Raw genomic sequence first — 16,605 nt, forward strand, 5'->3', positions numbered from 1 at the left:
TCACGCCATCCCACAAGGGGGATACATGCTGAAATTGATCGGCTTCCTGACGCTGGTCGCCACCGGGCTGATCCTGGTCCACCTGGCGAGCGTCCTGCTCGCGTCGGTGCCCGACATCCGCCGCTATCTCAAGATCCGCTCGATGTGAACGTGCTGGTGGCCGGCGTCGGCAACCTGTTCCTGGGCGACGACGGCTTCGGCCCGGCGGTCGTCCGGCGTCTCGCGGCGTCGGAGCAGCCGCCGGGTGTGCGGGTGGCCGACTACGGCATCCGCGGCATGCACCTGGCCTACGACCTGCTGGCCGGTTACGACCGCCTGGTGCTGGTCGACGCGCTGCCGGGCCGGGGCGGGCCGCCGGCCGAGATCGTCGTCCTCGAGATCTCGGCCGACGACCTGGGCGCGGGAACTTTCGACGCGCACGGCATGGATCCGGCCACCGTCCTCGCTCAGGTGGGCCGGCTCGGCGGCACGCTTCCCCCGACCTACGTCGTGGGGTGCCGGGCCGTTTCGGTGTCCGGCGGCATCGGCCTGACGCCGCCGGTCGAGGCCGCGATCCCGGCCGCCGTCGACGCGGTCCGCTCGCTGGTCTCGAAAGGGAGAGCGTGAGATGTGCCTGGGCATTCCCGGACAGGTGGTCCGGGTCCTCGACGGCTACGCCGGTCAGGTCGCGGTTGTCGAGGTGGCCGGCGCGAGCCGTAGCGTCAACATCGGCATGCTGGACACCCCGCCCGAGCCCGGGGCGTGGGTCCTGATCCACCTCGGCTTCGCCGTCGAGATCATCGACGCCGCGGGGGCGGAGAAGGCGATGGCCGGGCTCGAACTGCTGGGGCGAGCCCGCCGGCTGCGCCGCCGGTTCACCGTCTCGGGCCTGGTGCAGGGGGTCGGCTTCCGGCCCTTCGCGTACGCGGCCGCGGCCGAACTGGCGCTGTCGGGTTCGGTGGCCAACACCGCCGACGGGGTCGTCATCGAGGCCGAGGGTGATCCCGACGCGGTCGACGAGTACGGCCGGCGCCTGCGGCACGACGCTCCCCCGCTGGCGATGGTGCTGGCGGTGGCCGAGGAAGAGGTGCCGGCCCGCGGCGGCACCGGGTTCACCATCGAGGACTCGCGCGGTGGACCGGCCCGCACCCTCGCCTCGCCCGACGTGGCGACGTGCGAGGACTGCCTGCGCGAACTGCGCGACCCGGCTGACCGGCGGTATCGGCACCCGTTCCTCACCTGCACCAACTGCGGGCCGCGCTTCACGATCATCACTTCCCTTCCGTACGACCGGTCGAGAACCACCATGGCCGGCTTTCCGATGTGCGACGCATGCCGGGCGGAGTACGAGGATCCGGCCGACCGCCGCTTCCACGCCCAGCCGATCGCCTGCCCGGCGTGCGGCCCCCGCCTCACGCTGAGCCTCGCGTCCGGTCCGCGCCACTCGCCGGCCGACGCCCCCGATTCGCAGCTCTCGCCGGTCGACGCGGCCGGTCCGCTCGCCTCGGCCGATCCGGTGCGGGCCACGCGCGAACTGCTGGCGGCTGGGCGGATCGTGGCGGTCAAGGGGCTCGGTGGTTACCACCTGGCGTGCGACGCACGGAACCCGTCCGCCGTGGCCGAGTTGCGCCGCCGCAAGCAGCGCGGCGGGAAGCCGTTCGCCGTCATGGTTTCCGATCTCGACGCCGCACGCAGGTTGGTCACCCTGACCGCGGACGAGGAGCGTTTGCTGACCGGCATCCGCCGCCCCATCGTGCTGCTGCCCCGCCTGGCCGGCGCCGGGTTGGCCGCTGAGGTCGCGCCGGACACCCCGGATCTGGGCGTGATGCTGCCCTACACGCCGCTGCACGTGCTGCTGTTCGGGCTGCCGGACGACCCACCCGGGCCGGACGTGCTCGTGATGACCTCGGGCAACTTGTCGGGCGAGCCGATCGTGACCGATGACGACGAGGCCCGGGAACGACTGGCCCCCCTGGTCGACGCCTGGCTCGGGCACGACCGGCCGATCCGGGTGCCCTGCGACGACTCGGTGAGCCGGCACGTGGCCGGGGCCGAGCTGCCGATCCGCCGGTCCCGGGGCTACGCGCCGCTGCCGATCGTCCTGCCGTTCGAGGTGGCGCCGGTGCTGGCCGTGGGGGCCGATCTGAAGAACACGTGTGCGGTGGCGAGCGGCCGGTACGCGTGGGTCAGCCAGCACATCGGCGACATGGACAACCTGGCCACGATCGACACGCTGGCCGCCACCTCGGCCCACCTGACCGAGCTGACCGGTGTGCGGCCGTCGGCGCTGGTGGCCGACCGGCACCCGGGCTACCGCTCCGGGGAATGGGCGCGACGGCACGCGGGCGAGCGGCCGGTCCGGCTGGTGCAGCACCACCACGCGCACATCGCCTCGGTGATGGCCGAGCACGGGCTCGAGCCGGGCGAACAGGTCATCGGCGTGGCGTTCGACGGCACCGGCTACGGCACGGACGGCGCGGTGTGGGGCGGCGAGGTCCTGACCTGCGACTACAAGTCGTTCACGCGGGTCGGGCACCTCGCCTACGTGCCGCTGGCCGGCGGTGACGCCGGCGTCCGGCGGCCCTATCGGATGGCGCTGGCCCACCTGCGCTCGGCCGGGGTGCCGTGGCACCGTGGCCTGCCGCCGGTCGCGGCGTGCCCGGCCGCCGAGCGGGACGTGCTCGACCGGCAGCTCAAGACCGGGGTGGGGTGTGTGCCGACGTCGAGCATGGGGCGGCTGTTCGACGCGGTGGCCGCCCTGGCCGGCGTGCGGCAGGTCGCCGAGTACGAGGCGGAGGCGGCCCTCGTGCTGGAAGGAGTGGCCCGCACGGCCCCGGTGGGGCCCGACGGGTCGTACGTCTTCGGGATGAAGCCGGATCACGACGGGCCGTTCCGGGCCGATCCCAGCCCGATGATCCGCCGGATAGCGGCCGATGTCCTCGCCGGTGTGCCCGCGGCGGTGGTGGGAGCGCGCTTCCACGCGGCCGTGGCCGCGCTGATCACCGAGATGGCAGTGCGGAGTCGCGACCGGACCGGGCTCGACGTGGTCGTGCTCGGCGGCGGCGTCTTCCAGAACACGCTGCTGGTGTCGTCGGCCACGCGGTTGCTTCGCGACCGGGACTTCACCGTGCTGACACCCCGGCTGCTGCCGCCCAATGACGGTGGCATCGCGCTGGGACAGATCGTGATCGGATCGATGTGAGGAGGCCGGCTCATGTGTCTTGCCGTTCCGGGACGCGTGCTGAGCGTCGCCGAGGCCGACGGGGTGCCGATGGCCGAGGTCGATTTCGGCGGCGTCCGCAAGAACGTCTGCCTGCAATACATTCCGGACGCCGTGGTCGGTGAATACGTGGTGGTGCACGTCGGGTTCGCGATTCAGCGACTCGACGAGGAATCGGCCCGGCAGACACTGGCCGAGTTCGAGCGGATGGGCTATCTCGAGGAGGAGTTCGGCCAGTCATGAGATACCTGGAGGAGTTCAGCAACCCTGATCTCGCGCGGCACCTGGTCGGCCAGATCCATGCGGTCACCACCCGCCCGTGGGCGATGATGGAGGTCTGTGGCGGGCAGACGCATTCCATCATCCGGCACGGCATCGACCAACTGCTGCCGCCGGGCGTCGAAATGATTCACGGGCCGGGGTGCCCGGTGTGTGTGACGCCGTTGGAAACCATCGACAAGGCGCTCGCCATCGCCGAACAGCCCGGCGTCATCTTCTGCTCGTTCGGCGACATGCTGCGGGTGCCGGGCAGCGGCCGCGACCTGTTCGCGGTCAAGAGCGCGGGCGCCGACGTGCGCGTGGTCTACTCGCCCATGGACGCGCTGACCCTGGCCCGGGAGAATCCGGACCGGCCGGTGGTGTTCTTCGGCATCGGGTTCGAGACCACGGCCCCGGCCAATGCGATGACGGTCTATCAGGCCCGCCGCCTGGGCGTCACGAACTTCTCGTTGCTGGTGTCGCACGTTCTGGTGCCGCCGGCGATCGCGGCCATCATGGAATCGCCCCGATGCCGCGTGCAGGCTTTCCTGGCCGCCGGTCACGTGTGCAGCGTGATGGGCACGTCCGAATACCCTCCACTGGCTTCGCGGTACGGCGTGCCGATCGTGGTCACCGGCTTCGAGCCGCTCGACATCCTGGAGGGGATCAGGCAGACGATCGTGCAACTCGAGGCCGGCCGGCACGAGCTGAGCAACGCCTACCCGAGGGCGGTGCGGGCCGAGGGTAATCCGGCCGCCCTGGCCATGCTGCAGGACGTGTTCGAGGTGACCGACCGCACCTGGCGCGGCATCGGCATGATTCCGGGCAGCGGCTGGCGATTGTCGTCGCGCTATCGGGAGTACGACGCCGAGGAACGGTTCGCGGTGACCGACGTCCGCACCTCGGAATCGCCGCTGTGCCGGTCCGGCGAGGTGTTGCAGGGCCTGCTGAAACCGCACGAGTGCGAGGCCTTCGGAAAGCAGTGCACGCCGCGCAATCCGCTCGGGGCGACGATGGTGTCGAGTGAAGGGGCCTGCGCCGCCTACTACGCCTACCGGCGGCTCGACCTGGTACGGCTCTGATGCTCGACTTCGAGAACTGGACCTGCCCGGTTCCGCTGCGCGATACCCCGGCCGTCGTGATGGGGCACGGCGGCGGCGGGGCCATGTCGGGGGAACTGGTGGAGCACCTCTTCCTGCCCGCCTACGGGTCGTCGCCGTCCGAGCTGACGGACAGCGCCGTGCTGCCGTTCCCGGGCGGGCGGCTGGCCCTCTCCACCGACTCGTACGTCGTGAAGCCGATGTTCTTCCCCGGGGGCTCGATCGGCGACCTGGCCGTCAACGGCACGGTCAACGACCTGGCGATGTCGGGCTCCCAGCCGCTCTATCTGTCCACCGCCTTCATCGTCCAGGAGGGGACGTTGCTGGCTGACCTGGGCCGGATAGCCTCGGCCATCGGCGCCGCGGCCCGGGCGGCCGGGGTTCAGCTCGTCACCGGTGACACCAAGGTCGTCGACAACGGCAGTGGCGACGGCGTCTTCGTCAACACGACCGGGGTGGGCGTGGTCGCGCCGGGGGTGGACATCCGTCCGACGCGGGCCGCCCCCGGTGACGCCGTGCTGATCAGCGGCGACATCGGGGTGCACGGCGTGGCCGTCATGAGTGTCCGCGCCGGCCTCGAGTTCGACACCGGCGTCACCTCGGACACCGCACCCCTGCACGGCCTGGTCGCCGACATCCTGGCCACCGACGTCCCGGTGCACGTGCTGCGCGACCCGACCCGCGGCGGCGTCGCCGCCTCGCTCAACGAGATCGCCCGCGCCGCGCAGGTCGGCATCTCCCTCGTGGAGCGCGACCTACCCGTCCCGGCCGCGGTGGCCGACGCGTGCAGCCTGCTCGGCCTCGACCCGTTGCAAGTGGCCAACGAGGGCAAACTGCTGGCCTTCGTTCCCGAGGCCGGCGCCGACGCCGTGCTGGCCGCGATGCGGGACCATCCGTACGGCCGCGGGGCTCGCCGCATCGGCGCCTGCACGGCCGACCACCCCGGCACGGTCGTGGCCCGCACCGCTCTCGGCGGAACCCGCGTGGTGACCATGCCGATCGGCGAGCAACTCCCGAGGATCTGCTGACGTGAGCGACGCCGGGGCGCGGTTGTTCGCCCGCTACGCCTATCCCCCGAACCTGCTCGGCTACTGCGGCCCACCCAGCGGCGACACCCTGATCTCCTCCCCCGCCGACGAGATCGCCCGCCGGGCCCAGGCGTTCGAGGGCGCCTGGCCCTACCTGGAGTTCCTGGCCTCCCGAGCCGGTGTCGACGACCCCTTGGACGAGCGGGTGGTCGAGGCCTACTGGATAGGCAACGCCCTGGTCGGCCGGCCCGACCCGGCCGACCTGCACGAGTTCCTCCGTGCACGCTTCGCCGGCCAGGCCGGCGGCACCTGGCAGCAGGCCGCCGACCGGGCGGTGGCCCACCACAGCTTCCACGTCTTCGAGGTCTACCCCTGGGCGGCCCTGCTACGCCGCACCGGAAACCCCAGCGCCGCCTCAGTCCTGGACCGCTGCCGAATCCGCACCGGCACCGTGACCGAGGTCTCCGGTGAGTCCGCGCAGGTGACCTGCCACCCGCTGCGCTGGGACGGCGCTTCCCTGAGCCCCGGCCCCGCCACCACCGAACAGGCAACCTGGTCGGCCAACGGTCAGTCCCTCCTGCCGAGTCCCACCCCCGGCACCCTGGTCGCCCTGCACTGGCACTGGATCTGCGACATCCTCACCGAACCCCAGGCAGCCGAGATCGAGGCCCACGAGCACCGCCAACTGACCCGCATCAACGCCCTCGGCGCGACCCGCTGACCCCCGGCCGGCCGGGGCCCCGGCCCCCGCCCCGCTCGCCGCCCTCATCCGCCGGCGTACCGCAACGTGGTCGGCCGCTATTCCGTCCGCAACGCCACGGCGACCCGCGTCCTGGCCGCCCAGCCCGCCGGCAGCAGCGCGCCCGCCACCGCGATGACCAACCCGGCCAGGCCGAGCAACACCAGTTCCCCCGAGCCGTACACGTCGAGGACCGAACTGGGCAGGCGGAAGCCCACGCTGCCCGCCATCTCCGTGATGACCGTGCGTTGCAGCAGCACCCCGAACGCCGTGCCGGCCGCGCCGCCGATCAGGCCGGTGACCACGACCGAGGCGATCACCATGGCCGTGGTCTGCCGCGGGGTCATCCCGAGCGCCTTGTGCACGCCCAGGTCGTGGACGCGTTCGCGGGTCTCGAGCACGACCGTGTTCATCACGCCCAGGCCGGCGACGACGATCAGCATTAGGCTGAGCAGACCGGTCAGCACGTTGACGACGACGACCATCTCGTCGGGTTCGCGGCTGAGGCTGTCGGCGGCCGCGCCGGCCGGTTCCAGGGCCGTCTTCAAGGCCTGGGTGTACCCCTCGACGTCGGTGCCGGATCGGACGGAGACGTAGTACATCGACGGCGCCAGCTCTGGCTCGGCCGCGCGTAGCGTCGCCATGTCGGTGACCACCTGCAGGCCGTCGTTGTCGGTGTTGAACACCTCGCCGACGATCGTGGCCGTGAGCCTGACGCCGTTGCTCGTCAGCGCGATGCTGTCGCCGACCTGCTTGCCGGCCGCGGTCAGGAAGGGGGTCGACACGATGACCTGCCCCGGGCCGGTCAGCCACTGGCCCGAGACCATCCGGTAGTACCGCGCCGAATCGGGCCCGGTGACCGCGACCGACTCGAGCTCGCCGGTGATCCCGGCCGCCGTGATCTCGCCGCGGGCCACGCCCATGTACCCGGCCGTGCCGGCCTGGGCGGCGATCACCTTCTCGATCGCGGCCGGGTCGTCGAACGGCTCCGGCTCGCGCGGGCCGCCCGGCCCCGGCCCGCCCGGTCCCGGCTCGCCCGGTCCCCTCTCGCGCAGCGCGTTGACCTGGACGTCGGCGATGTCCTCGACCTCCTGCACCCGGTTCAGCGACGTGCCGAGCCCGATCGCGAACGTGACCGCGGCGGCGCCGAACGCGATGGCGGCGATGATGCTGACCGCGCGGACCGGCCGGGCGAAGGGGTGGGCCAGGCCGAGCGTCACCGGCCGCGGGAGCGGCAGCCGGCTGGTCAACCGGGTCGCCCAGCGACCGCGGCCCGGCCGCGGGGTGCGCCCGACGGCCAGCGCGTCGACGCTGCGCAACCGGCCGGCCCGAGCGGCGGCGGCCAGCGCGGTCAGCGCCACGACGGCCAGGGCGCCGCCGAACACGAGCGCGTCGACCCCGAGCGAGACACCGTTGTCACTCGTACCGTAAAGCTGGTTGGTCTGGGCGAGGATCGGGATGGTCAGCAGGTTGCCGGCGACCACCCCGAGCACCGCGCCGACCGTGGCCGGGAGGAGCGCCTGCGCCACGTACGCCCGGGTGACCTGGGCCGGCGTGAAGCCGAGCGCCTTGAGGATGCCGATCCGTCGGGTCGAGGTCGAGACCGCCCCGGCGATCACGTTACCGATGATCAATACCGCCATCACCACGCCCAGCAGGCCGAACGCGATGAGGAACGGCACCAGCAGGATGGTGTCGCTGATCGCCTCCCGGCGGACGTCCAGCCACGACACGGCGCCGGTGAGCGAGCCGGCCGGGACGGTCGCCTCGACGGCGGTCTTGCCGGCGCCGACCTCCTCAGCCGATCCGGCCGCCGAGAAGCGGTAGAGCATCTGGTACGTACGGGGACCGTCGCCGGCCCACGAGGCGAGCTGGGCCGGGGTGGTCCAGGCGCCGGCGGTGTCGCCGGCCGATCGGGCGATCCCGACGACGGTCACCGGCGCGCCGTTGACCTTCCACTGCCGGCCGACCACCCCCGGCCCGAACCGCAGGCGGTCGCCCGAGGCCAGCACGATCTCCCCCGGGCCGGTGGCCCACCGGCCGTCGACCATGACAACCCGGTCGACCGCTCCGCCCGCGTCGGCCCGCCCGACGACGGTGACCGGCGGCACCGGGTGGCCGATCTCGTCGGTCAGCTCGACCTGCGCGCTGGTGAAGGGCCCGGCCGACGCGGCCACCCCGGCGGCGCCGGCCGACGCGGTCAGCTGGGCCTCGGTGACCGCGCCGGCGTCGAACTGGGCGGTGAGGTGCGCGCCCCGCTGCTGGCCGAACGCCCGGTCGAACGGCCCCTGGGAGGCCGCCATCAGCGAGCCGCCGAGGACGGCCGAGGTCACCGCGATCGCCACGACCAGCCCGATCACGACGGTCTGGACGCGCTTGCGGCCCACTCCCGAGCGGACCACCCGCGTCAGCGCGCTCATCGGAGCAGCTCCATCGCGGTGTCGGTGGCGACCCGGCCGTCGCGGAGCTGGACGGTCCGGGTCGCGCACCTCTCGGCCAGCACCAGGTCGTGGGTGACCAGGACGACGGTCTGGCCGTCGGCGTGCAGCTCGGTCAGCAGCCGCATGACGTCCTCACCGGAGGCGGTGTCGAGCGCCCCGGTCGGCTCGTCGGCCAGCAGCAGCGCCGGCTTGTTCATCAGCGCGCGAGCCACGGCGACCCGCTGCCGTTCCCCGCCGGAGAGCCGCCCCGGATAGGCGGCGGCGTGCCGGTCGACGCCGAGCCGGCCCAGCAGTTCGGCCGCCCGCCGCTCGGCGGCGCCGCGGCCCATCCCGGCCAGCTGGGCCGGCAGCATGACGTTGTCGGCCACGGTCAGGTCGTCGAGCAGGTTGAAGAACTGGAACACCAGGCCGATCCGGGCCCGCCGGTACCGGGCCGAGGCCGCCTCGCCGAGCCGGTCGACCCGGACCCCGTCGACGGTGACCGTGCCCGCGCTGGGCCGGTCCAGCCCGGCCACCAGGTTGAGCATCGTCGACTTGCCGCTGCCGGACGGGCCCAGGATCGCCACCGCCTCGCCGGCCGCGATGCTCAGCGACACCTCGTTCAGCGCCGGCCGTCCCTCGTCGTAGCGGCGTGTCACCTCATGCAGTTCGATCAGTGCTGCGGTCATGTCCCCGTCTCCTCACGCGGTGGTGAACTGGCGAGGCTGACGCTATGAAGGAGTCCGGATCGGACACATCGGCAGCGGGAAGCATCTTCGGCCGGGCGTCATCCTCGCGATGTAGTCGTACGGGCGGATGCCATCGGCGCGCCGCGGCGGCGAGAATCGACCGATGATGCTCACCAGGCTGCGGGCCGGGTTGCGATCGCTGGCCCGTCCGGTCGGCCCGCTGCCGCCGTTGTCGCGCCGGGGGCAGCTGTTCGACGCGCTCGTCGCGCTCGGGCTCTTCCTCGTCGCGGTCCAGGCCGGCGCCGAGAACGACCAGCCGGCCCCGCGCCAGATCGAGTTCGATCCCCGCATCGGGCCGCCCCCGCTGCCGCCCGACCCGGTGTGGCCGCCGTTCCTGCCGGTCGAGGACGAGGGGAACGGCGACACGGTGGTCCTGCTGATGCTGGTCGCGCTGCCACTGCTGTTCCGGCGCCGGTATCCGCTGACGGTGCTGTGGGTGGTGCTGGTGTTGGGAGTGATGGTCAGCGAGAACCCGGCCGCGCTGCGACTGTCCTTCTTCGCCTGTGTGATCGCCGGCTACAGCGCGGCCGTCTTCAGCCCGTACAAAATCCCGGCCCTGGCCAGTCTGCCGGTGGCCGCGCTGCTGCACGCGGGGCTGCAGTCGGACGCCAGTTCGGTCTCCGACAGCGCCGTGCCGTTCATGATCCTGCTGCCGATCGCGGTCGCCGCCGAGGGACTGCGGCGGTGGAAGCAGCACGCCGACGACGGCCGGGCCCGGATGGCGGCCATGGAGCACGAGCAGATCGAGGCGCTGCGCCGGGCGACCGAGTTCGAACGGGCCCGGATAGCCCGCGAACTGCACGACGTGGTGACCCACAACGTCAGCGTGATGGTGATCCAGGCCGGTGCGGCCCGCAAGGTCATGGACTCCACCCCCGACGACGCCCGGGCGGCCTTGCTGGCGGTCGAGGCGGGCGGCCGGGCCGCGATGACCGAGCTGCGCCACGTGATGGGCCTGCTCACCATGGACGGCGACATCCTCGCCTCGGACCTGGCGCCGCAACCCGGACTGGACGGCCTGGACGCGCTGATTCAGCGGATGCGCGACTCGGGCGTCGAGGTCGAGCTCGTCGAGCACGGCCGGCGAGGGGAGCTGCCGTCCGGCGTCGAGCTGACCGTCTACCGGTTGGTGCAGGAGGCGCTGACGAACACCGTCAGACACGCGGCCGGGGCGTCCGTCCGCGTGCTCGTCGACTACGCCGGGGACCACCTGCTGGTCGAGGTCACCGACACCGGCGGCCGCTCCGGCGCGACCGCCAACACCGCCGGCGGCGGGCGGGGGCTGATCGGCCTGCGGGAGCGGCTCGCGGTCTACGGTGGGACGCTCGAGGCCGGTCCCCGCCTGACCGGCGGCTACCGGGTGAAGGCCCGGATCCCCTTGGAGACGACATGAGCGCGGCGCTGCGGGTGGTGGTCGCCGACGACCAGGCGCTGGTCCGGGCCGGCTTCCGGATGATCCTGACCGCCGACGGCATCGAGGTGGTGGCCGAGGCGACGAACGGCACGGAGGCCGTCGACGCCGTCCGGCAGCACCGCCCCGACGTGGTGCTGATGGACATCCGCATGCCGGGCATGGACGGCCTGACCGCCACCCGCCAGATCCTGTCCGGCGCCGCGGAGGCCCCCCGCGTCATCATGCTCACGACCTTCGACCTCGACCATTACGTGTACGCCGCCCTGACCGCCGGCGCCAGCGGCTTCCTGCTCAAGGACGTCACCCCCGAACAGTTGGTCGGCGCCGTCCGCCTGGTCCGCACCGGCGACGCCCTGCTCGCCCCGGCCATCACGCGCCGCCTGGTGCAGCATTTCGCCCACCACGACGCCGAAGCCCCGCCCCTGCACCGCGACCTGGCTGCCCTGACGCCCCGCGAGCTCGAGGTGCTGGGCCTGCTCGCCCACGGCCTGAGCAACGCCGAACTGGCCGCCCGCCTGCACCTGTCCGAGGCCACGGTGAAAACCCACGTGGCCCGCATCCTGGCCAAGCTGGGCCTGCGGGACAGGGTCCAAGCCGTGGTCGTCGCCTACCGCACGGGCCTGGCCGCCCCCTCAGGCGAAACCCGTTCGCGCCGCCCGGCCGGCCCGTGTGACATTTTTCCGGGTCGCTAGCTCGACTGGCCAGAGCATCCGGCTGAGTAGCGTGTCCGCTCCCCGCCTCGCGCGGTCATGGCGGCGCTTCCTTCACTTTCGGGATCGGAGGGTTCGGGGTTCGAGTCCCCGACGGCCCACCCAGCGAAACGGACACCCATGAGGACCCTGAAGCGGATACCCAGGTGGACGGGGTTCGTCGTCGATCTTTGCGAACCAGGCGGAGGGTTGTCCCGGTTGTGAGGATGGCCTCTGCTTTCCCGGCGACTGCCGAAGGCTCCGGAAGTCGATCGCTTTATCAGGCAGTTGACTTCCAGCCAATATAAGCCTGACTTATACTGCGGTGATGTGGGAAGTGCGGCTTCATCCGGAGGTCGAGGCATGGTTCCTTGACCTCTGCCAAACCGATGCGACCACCGCGGACCTGGTGGCAGAGGCGATCGACGTCCTCGTCGAACAGGGGCCGGCCCTCGGCCGCCCGCTGGTGGACCGGTTGAAGGGCAGCACCTACCACAATATGAAGGAGCTACGACCCGGCTCCGCGGGCTCGACCGAAGTTAGAATGATCTTCGCGTTCGACCCGGCGAGGGAGGCGGTGTTCCTGGTCGCCGGCGACAAGTCGGGACGATGGCAGACCTGGTACCAGTCGGCGATCTCGCTTGCCGACGCCCGTTTCGCCGAGCACCTGGCCGTCCTGAAAGCAGAGGAGCAGTCATGACCGAGCCCGCGAACTGGCGCGACGTCAAGGCCAAGGCCCGCACGGCCGACCCGACCTGGGACAGCGCCGAGCGCGTGGTCCGGCGTCAGCAGATGCGCGAACAGATGCTCGCCGCCGTCAGCGGCGCCCAACTGGCCGAGATCCGCCAGCAACTTGGGCTGACCCAGGTCCAACTGGCCGAGGCGACCGGGCTGTCCCAGGCCCGGATCAGCCAGATCGAGAACGGCGACGCCGTCGGGCTCGACACGCTGCGCGCCTACGTCGTCGGCCTCGGCGGCCACCTCGACATCGTCGCCCGGATCGGGAACATCCAACTCAACGTGGCATGAACCAGCCTTTCCCTACGGGTCTTCGCCGAGACGGATGCCGCCCGGCTCATTCGTTCGACGCTTGCGACCGGGCAGTTCGTACCGGCAGCGGTTCACCAGCGACCATCAACACGGATTTCGCAATCTGATACCGCAGGTCCACTGTATTTCCCTGGGGGGCGACCCCCAGACCCCACGGTGCGGTGGGCGCGGTCGACGTGTCGGTCGCGCTTTCGTCGGGCTTGCGTCCTACGGCCGGCCTCTTCACCGTCAACACCATCCGCCTGCTGGCGTCGAGGTTCGTTGTAGAGATGCTCAGTTCGTAAGTACTCCGCATGCGGCTCTGCGGGCCGCGCCACTGCGGAATCCTTGGGCAGCTGAGTTACCGTTTCGGACGCCGTCGACGGCCGACCTTGACGGCATATCTGGTCTCATGACAAGTTGACAGGTGACCGACCGCGGCGGCCGATGAGCTTGTCGCGGCGGCAGGTCAGACCGCAGATGCGGCCGCGCAGTCGCATGGGTAGCGCTTGGCATGGGACGCTGGGGACAGCATCCGCCGACCGGTTAGGCGATCCGATGAGCGTGGCAGTGCTGGAGCATCCGGAGCCGTGGAGCGAGGACGAGTTCTTCGCACTCGGCGAGACCTCGAACCGGGTCGAGCTGGTCGATGGGAGCCTGTGGGTAAGTCCCGCATCGAGCAAGCGTCACCAGCACATTGCTTTCCTGCTGGCGATGGGTCTCTACGGCGCAGCCGAGCAAGCCGGGCTCCTCGTGTTGCAGGACGTCAACCTGCGGCTGGCCGGCGGGCGCATCCTGCAGCCGGACCTGCTCGTGGCCGATACCGACGACGTCGGTACGACAGTGGAGGCCGTCGAAACCAAGCTGGTCGTTGAAGTGGTCTCACCGAGCAACGCTGGAACGGATCGGTTGCTCAAGCCTCAGTTGTACGCGGCGGCGCGGATCGGCTGGTATCTGCGTGTGGAGCAGCCCCAGGACTCGGTGGAGCTGCACCTTCAACGACTGGACGGCGACCACTACGTCTCGGGTGACGTCGCCAGTCCCGGCCAGGTGCTGGCTTCCGAGGAGCCATTTCCGTTCCGGCTTGAAGTCGCGTCTCTGCTGCGCCGCCGCCGCATCGGTTGACCCAGCCGGTCGCTTGTTCAACCTCCGCGCATAAATGGAGCCGCTTGACCATGGCGTGAACTGATCAATTGGTCGCCTTGTAAACCTCCGGCCACAACGGTCACGTGGTTTGCATGGTGCAACGTTCGGCCCACCAACGCTCTGACCTGCGGTCAGCTCGACCGCGCCTTTGGCATTGCGCGAACCGGCTATCACGACACGCCCTGGTATAGCATCGCTGCTATGCGTTGGGGTGTTGTCGAGCTTGAGCCGGAGGTGGAGAAGTGGCTGGAGAGTCTGCCGACCGCTCAGTTCGCCCACGCCGCGTTCTACGTCGACTTGCTTGCTGAGCAAGGTCCGCTGCTGGGTGAGCCGTACACGAAGCAGCTTGAACGGAAGCTGCGCGAGCTGCGGTTCCACCTGGAGCGGCGCTCGGTCCGAATCACGTACTGGATCGCGACCGACCGGAGGATCATTCTGTTGACGGTCTTCCACAAGACGCGCATGCGGGACGAGCGGGAGATCGACCGGGCACGCCGGGCGTTGGCGCGGTGCATCGACGAGGCGCACGAGGTTGTGGACGAGGAGGCTGGGTCATGAGTGAAAGTGGCGGTTGGGCCGCGATGCGGGAGCGGCGAATGGCGGAGCCGGGCGCCGTCGAGGCCTACGACGCTGCGCGTTTGGCCTTTGAACTCGGCCGTTCTGTTCGAGAACTTCGCGAGCGCCGGGGCTGGAGCCAGACGCAGCTGGCGAAGGCGTCGGGAATGACGCAGTCCGCGGTCGCCCGGTTCGAGGCGGGCGGAACGGTTCCTACCTTGTCGGTGCTGGAACGGCTAGCGACGGCATTGGACGTACGGCTCAGAGTGGGTTTCGAGGCCGCTTAAGACCGCAGCGAACTGTAACGCCGATTACGACGGCGCTCGGCGCGCACCGCGACGTTCCTGTGACCTGGGTAAAGGCCCGTCATCGGTTTACCGGAAACGGCCGTAGCGTGGTTCGCATGTTACCTGTGCGGACGGTCAGCTCGATTGAGGCGTTGCGCGAACCGCGCTGGGCCGGTAGCCGGGTTCGTGATGCGTTCACGAGACTCGAGCTGGGGACGTCAGGCGGCTGTCTGCTGCCAGGGGTCGATGAGCGGGATCCCGGTGTCGACGAAGTCCTTGGTGTTGCGGGTGGCGAGGGTCGCGACCTGTGATCGGCAGATGGCGGCGATCTGGCCGCCGGATCCGCTGATCGGGTTGCCGTCGGCTTCGCGGCCGGCGACCACGTCGGCGTAGGCCGTAGCTGCGGCGAGGTCGAAGGGTAGGACTTGGCGGGGGAAGGCGGCGAAGATCTCGTTGGCCGCCTGGTGCAGGTCGTGTTTGCGGCGGCCGTCCGACAACCGCGCGATGCCGTAGCGGATCTCGGCGACCGTGACCGACGTGGTGTAGAGGCCGGTGCTGGACGTCTGCTGTAGCCAGGCGAGCACCGCTGGAGTTGGTGTGGCCCGCATGAGTTCGGAGACGACGTTGGTGTCGAGGACGATCATCACTCGCCGAAGTCCGCCGCTCGGGGTGGAGTGGTCCGGGCCGGAACGTCGAGGTCGACCCCGCCCAGCCGCCCGAACCGCTCGGTCAGCGCGCTGAAGAGATCGGTTCTCGGGCGTTCGTCTTCGGCGGCGGCCGCGGTGAGGATCAGGCGGATCTCAGCCTCCATGGACCGGCCGTGCCGGGCAGCTCGGAGACGCAGTTTCTCTTTGACCGAGTCGTCCAAGTCCCGGATGCTGAGGGCTGCCATGGCGCATCTCCTCGTCGTCGGCGTTGATAGCAACGCTAGCGCAAGGCGGCGACAGGCAATTCCCGGCCATCCTCTACTGATGCCGGTTCCGCGCCGCCGGCAGCCGGCGGTCCTGGTGATCGGCTTGGGTGTCAGGGGTCGGAGGGCGGCAATTCTCCTCCACGTTTGCAGCGCGGTTTCCTTGCTGACTTCTGGAAGGTCCGGCACTGTCGGAGGGCTGTGATTCTTCATCGCATCGGCTTTCCCCGGAGGCGCTGTGACTGACGACCTGATCTCGGCGAACGTTCCCATCGAGTCCGTGCCGGCCGCCTCTGTCCTGCCGCGTACCGCCACCGTGGTCGTCGACGATGGCACCACGATCGCCTATCACTGCTGGGAGCCGGATGCCGTCGTCATAGCTCACCCGGTACCAGTCGTGCTGCAGCACGGTTTCACCGCTGACACGATGGTTGACTGGCTGATCCCGGGCACGGTCGCCGGTCTCACCGCCGCCGGACGTCGTGTTGTGGGGGTCGACGCCCGCGGCCACGGCCGGTCCGGTAAGTCGCCTGACGCCGCGCGCTACGGCGAGCGGCGGATGGCCGACGACCTTCTCGACGTCGTAGCGCTGCTCGATGCGCCCGCCATAGATCTCGTCGGCTACTCGATGGGAGCGGTCGTCGCCCTGCTCGCCGCGGCCGAGCGACCCACCATCCGCCGGCTCGTCGTCGGTGGAGTAGGCGCGGGCATTGTCGAAGTCGGCGGCGTGGACACGCGTGCGCTACCGAGCGACCGACTGGCCCATGCCTTCCTGGCCGAAGACCCGGACGACCTGTCGCCTGAGATCGCCGGCCTGCGGACGCACGCCGAGATGCTCGGTGGCGACTTGCCGTCGCTGGCCGCGCAGGCCCGCGCCGTGCATCGCGCCGGCATCGACCTCGCCGCCGTCACCGCCGAGACACTCGTCATCGCCGGCGATACCGATCCTCTGGCTGAGCGCCCACACGTTCTGGCCGGGGCCATCACCGGCGCTCGCTTGTGCCTGGTCGACGGCGGGCACGATGTCGTCGGCAGCAATCCGGACTTCCGCTCCGCGATCATCGATTTCCTCACTCGCTGAC

The 16,605-nt window shown here is 70.8% G+C and carries 19 protein-coding genes and 1 tRNA gene; 16 read left to right on the forward strand and 4 right to left on the reverse strand.

The features are described 5' to 3' along the window. The first annotated feature begins 25 nt into the window (after window positions 1-25). Genes LXN57_RS47985 through LXN57_RS25715 form a run of 7 tightly spaced genes read left to right on the forward strand, consistent with a single transcriptional unit; the run spans window position 26 to window position 6,306 of the window. On the forward strand, window positions 26-148 hold the full coding sequence (locus LXN57_RS47985; protein ID WP_285904675.1) for a DUF6893 family small protein: 123 nt from the start codon (window positions 26-28) through the stop codon (window positions 146-148). Then, window positions 145-606, forward strand: coding sequence for a hydrogenase maturation protease (locus tag LXN57_RS25690; RefSeq protein WP_251800775.1), 462 nt, complete (start codon window positions 145-147; stop codon window positions 604-606). Before LXN57_RS47985 ends, LXN57_RS25690 begins: the two co-directional genes overlap by 4 nt. A gap of 1 nt (window position 607) precedes the next feature. Then, a complete protein-coding gene (gene hypF, locus LXN57_RS25695; protein ID WP_251800776.1) occupies window positions 608-3,181 on the forward strand; it encodes a carbamoyltransferase HypF in 2,574 nt (857 codons plus the stop codon). Between the two features lie 12 nt (window positions 3,182-3,193). Then, entirely contained in the window at window positions 3,194-3,442 is a 249-nt protein-coding gene (locus tag LXN57_RS25700) for a HypC/HybG/HupF family hydrogenase formation chaperone (protein ID WP_251800777.1), read from the forward strand. Next, a complete protein-coding gene (gene hypD, locus LXN57_RS25705) occupies window positions 3,439-4,539 on the forward strand; it encodes a hydrogenase formation protein HypD (protein ID WP_251800778.1) in 1,101 nt (366 codons plus the stop codon). The genes LXN57_RS25700 and hypD overlap by 4 nt, the downstream gene beginning before the upstream one ends. Beyond that, a complete protein-coding gene (hypE, locus tag LXN57_RS25710; protein WP_251800779.1) occupies window positions 4,539-5,585 on the forward strand; it encodes a hydrogenase expression/formation protein HypE in 1,047 nt (348 codons plus the stop codon). The genes hypD and hypE overlap by 1 nt, the downstream gene beginning before the upstream one ends. A gap of 1 nt (window position 5,586) precedes the next feature. Further along, entirely contained in the window at window positions 5,587-6,306 is a 720-nt protein-coding gene (locus LXN57_RS25715) for a DUF6390 family protein (protein WP_251800780.1), read from the forward strand. A gap of 77 nt (window positions 6,307-6,383) precedes the next feature. On the opposite strand, the gene LXN57_RS25720 is transcribed toward LXN57_RS25715, so the two are convergent. Together LXN57_RS25720 and LXN57_RS25725 are read right to left on the reverse strand one after the other, a co-directional pair. After that, window positions 6,384-8,744 (reverse strand): ABC transporter permease, encoded by a 2,361-nt coding sequence (locus tag LXN57_RS25720; protein WP_251800781.1) that lies wholly within the window; start codon window positions 8,742-8,744, stop codon window positions 6,384-6,386. Beyond that, a complete protein-coding gene (locus LXN57_RS25725; protein ID WP_251800782.1) occupies window positions 8,741-9,433 on the reverse strand; it encodes an ABC transporter ATP-binding protein in 693 nt (230 codons plus the stop codon). Before LXN57_RS25725 ends, LXN57_RS25720 begins: the two co-directional genes overlap by 4 nt. A 163-nt stretch (window positions 9,434-9,596) precedes the next feature. Here LXN57_RS25725 and LXN57_RS25730 point away from each other — a divergent pair, with 163 nt between their 5' ends. The 8 genes from LXN57_RS25730 to LXN57_RS25765 all read left to right on the forward strand — a co-directional run bounded on the left by LXN57_RS25730 (window position 9,597) and on the right by LXN57_RS25765 (window position 14,613). Beyond that, on the forward strand, window positions 9,597-10,886 hold the full coding sequence (locus LXN57_RS25730) for a sensor histidine kinase (protein ID WP_251800783.1): 1,290 nt from the start codon (window positions 9,597-9,599) through the stop codon (window positions 10,884-10,886). Further along, window positions 10,883-11,599, forward strand: coding sequence for a response regulator (locus LXN57_RS25735; protein ID WP_251800784.1), 717 nt, complete (start codon window positions 10,883-10,885; stop codon window positions 11,597-11,599). Before LXN57_RS25730 ends, LXN57_RS25735 begins: the two co-directional genes overlap by 4 nt. After that, window positions 11,589-11,722, forward strand: a tRNA-OTHER gene (locus LXN57_RS25740). The genes LXN57_RS25735 and LXN57_RS25740 overlap by 11 nt, the downstream gene beginning before the upstream one ends. Before the next feature lie 202 nt (window positions 11,723-11,924). Beyond that, window positions 11,925-12,296 (forward strand): type II toxin-antitoxin system RelE/ParE family toxin, encoded by a 372-nt coding sequence (locus tag LXN57_RS25745; protein ID WP_251800785.1) that lies wholly within the window; start codon window positions 11,925-11,927, stop codon window positions 12,294-12,296. Then, on the forward strand, window positions 12,293-12,625 hold the full coding sequence (locus LXN57_RS25750; RefSeq protein ID WP_251800786.1) for a helix-turn-helix domain-containing protein: 333 nt from the start codon (window positions 12,293-12,295) through the stop codon (window positions 12,623-12,625). The genes LXN57_RS25745 and LXN57_RS25750 overlap by 4 nt, the downstream gene beginning before the upstream one ends. Window positions 12,626-13,183: 558 nt before the next feature. Next, window positions 13,184-13,750, forward strand: coding sequence for a Uma2 family endonuclease (locus tag LXN57_RS25755; RefSeq protein ID WP_251800787.1), 567 nt, complete (start codon window positions 13,184-13,186; stop codon window positions 13,748-13,750). A gap of 222 nt (window positions 13,751-13,972) precedes the next feature. After that, window positions 13,973-14,329, forward strand: a complete 357-nt coding sequence (locus tag LXN57_RS25760; protein ID WP_251800788.1) for a type II toxin-antitoxin system RelE/ParE family toxin — start codon at window positions 13,973-13,975, stop codon at window positions 14,327-14,329. After that, on the forward strand, window positions 14,326-14,613 hold the full coding sequence (locus tag LXN57_RS25765) for a helix-turn-helix domain-containing protein (protein WP_251800789.1): 288 nt from the start codon (window positions 14,326-14,328) through the stop codon (window positions 14,611-14,613). Before LXN57_RS25760 ends, LXN57_RS25765 begins: the two co-directional genes overlap by 4 nt. Before the next feature lie 218 nt (window positions 14,614-14,831). Here the strand turns inward: LXN57_RS25765 and LXN57_RS25770 are convergent, their stop codons facing one another. Then, window positions 14,832-15,257 carry a type II toxin-antitoxin system VapC family toxin gene (locus LXN57_RS25770; protein ID WP_251800876.1) on the reverse strand — a complete coding sequence of 142 codons (426 nt, stop codon included), beginning with the start codon at window positions 15,255-15,257 and terminating at the stop codon, window positions 14,832-14,834. Next, entirely contained in the window at window positions 15,257-15,505 is a 249-nt protein-coding gene (locus tag LXN57_RS25775; protein WP_251800790.1) for a FitA-like ribbon-helix-helix domain-containing protein, read from the reverse strand. The genes LXN57_RS25770 and LXN57_RS25775 overlap by 1 nt, the downstream gene beginning before the upstream one ends. A 256-nt stretch (window positions 15,506-15,761) precedes the next feature. Here LXN57_RS25775 and LXN57_RS25780 point away from each other — a divergent pair, with 256 nt between their 5' ends. Continuing rightward, a complete protein-coding gene (locus LXN57_RS25780) occupies window positions 15,762-16,604 on the forward strand; it encodes an alpha/beta fold hydrolase (protein ID WP_251800791.1) in 843 nt (280 codons plus the stop codon). Window position 16,605: the final 1 nt, after the last annotated feature.

The sequence above is a fragment of the Paractinoplanes hotanensis genome (genome assembly GCF_023717965.1).
Lineage (GTDB): Bacteria > Actinomycetota > Actinomycetes > Mycobacteriales > Micromonosporaceae > Actinoplanes > Actinoplanes polyasparticus.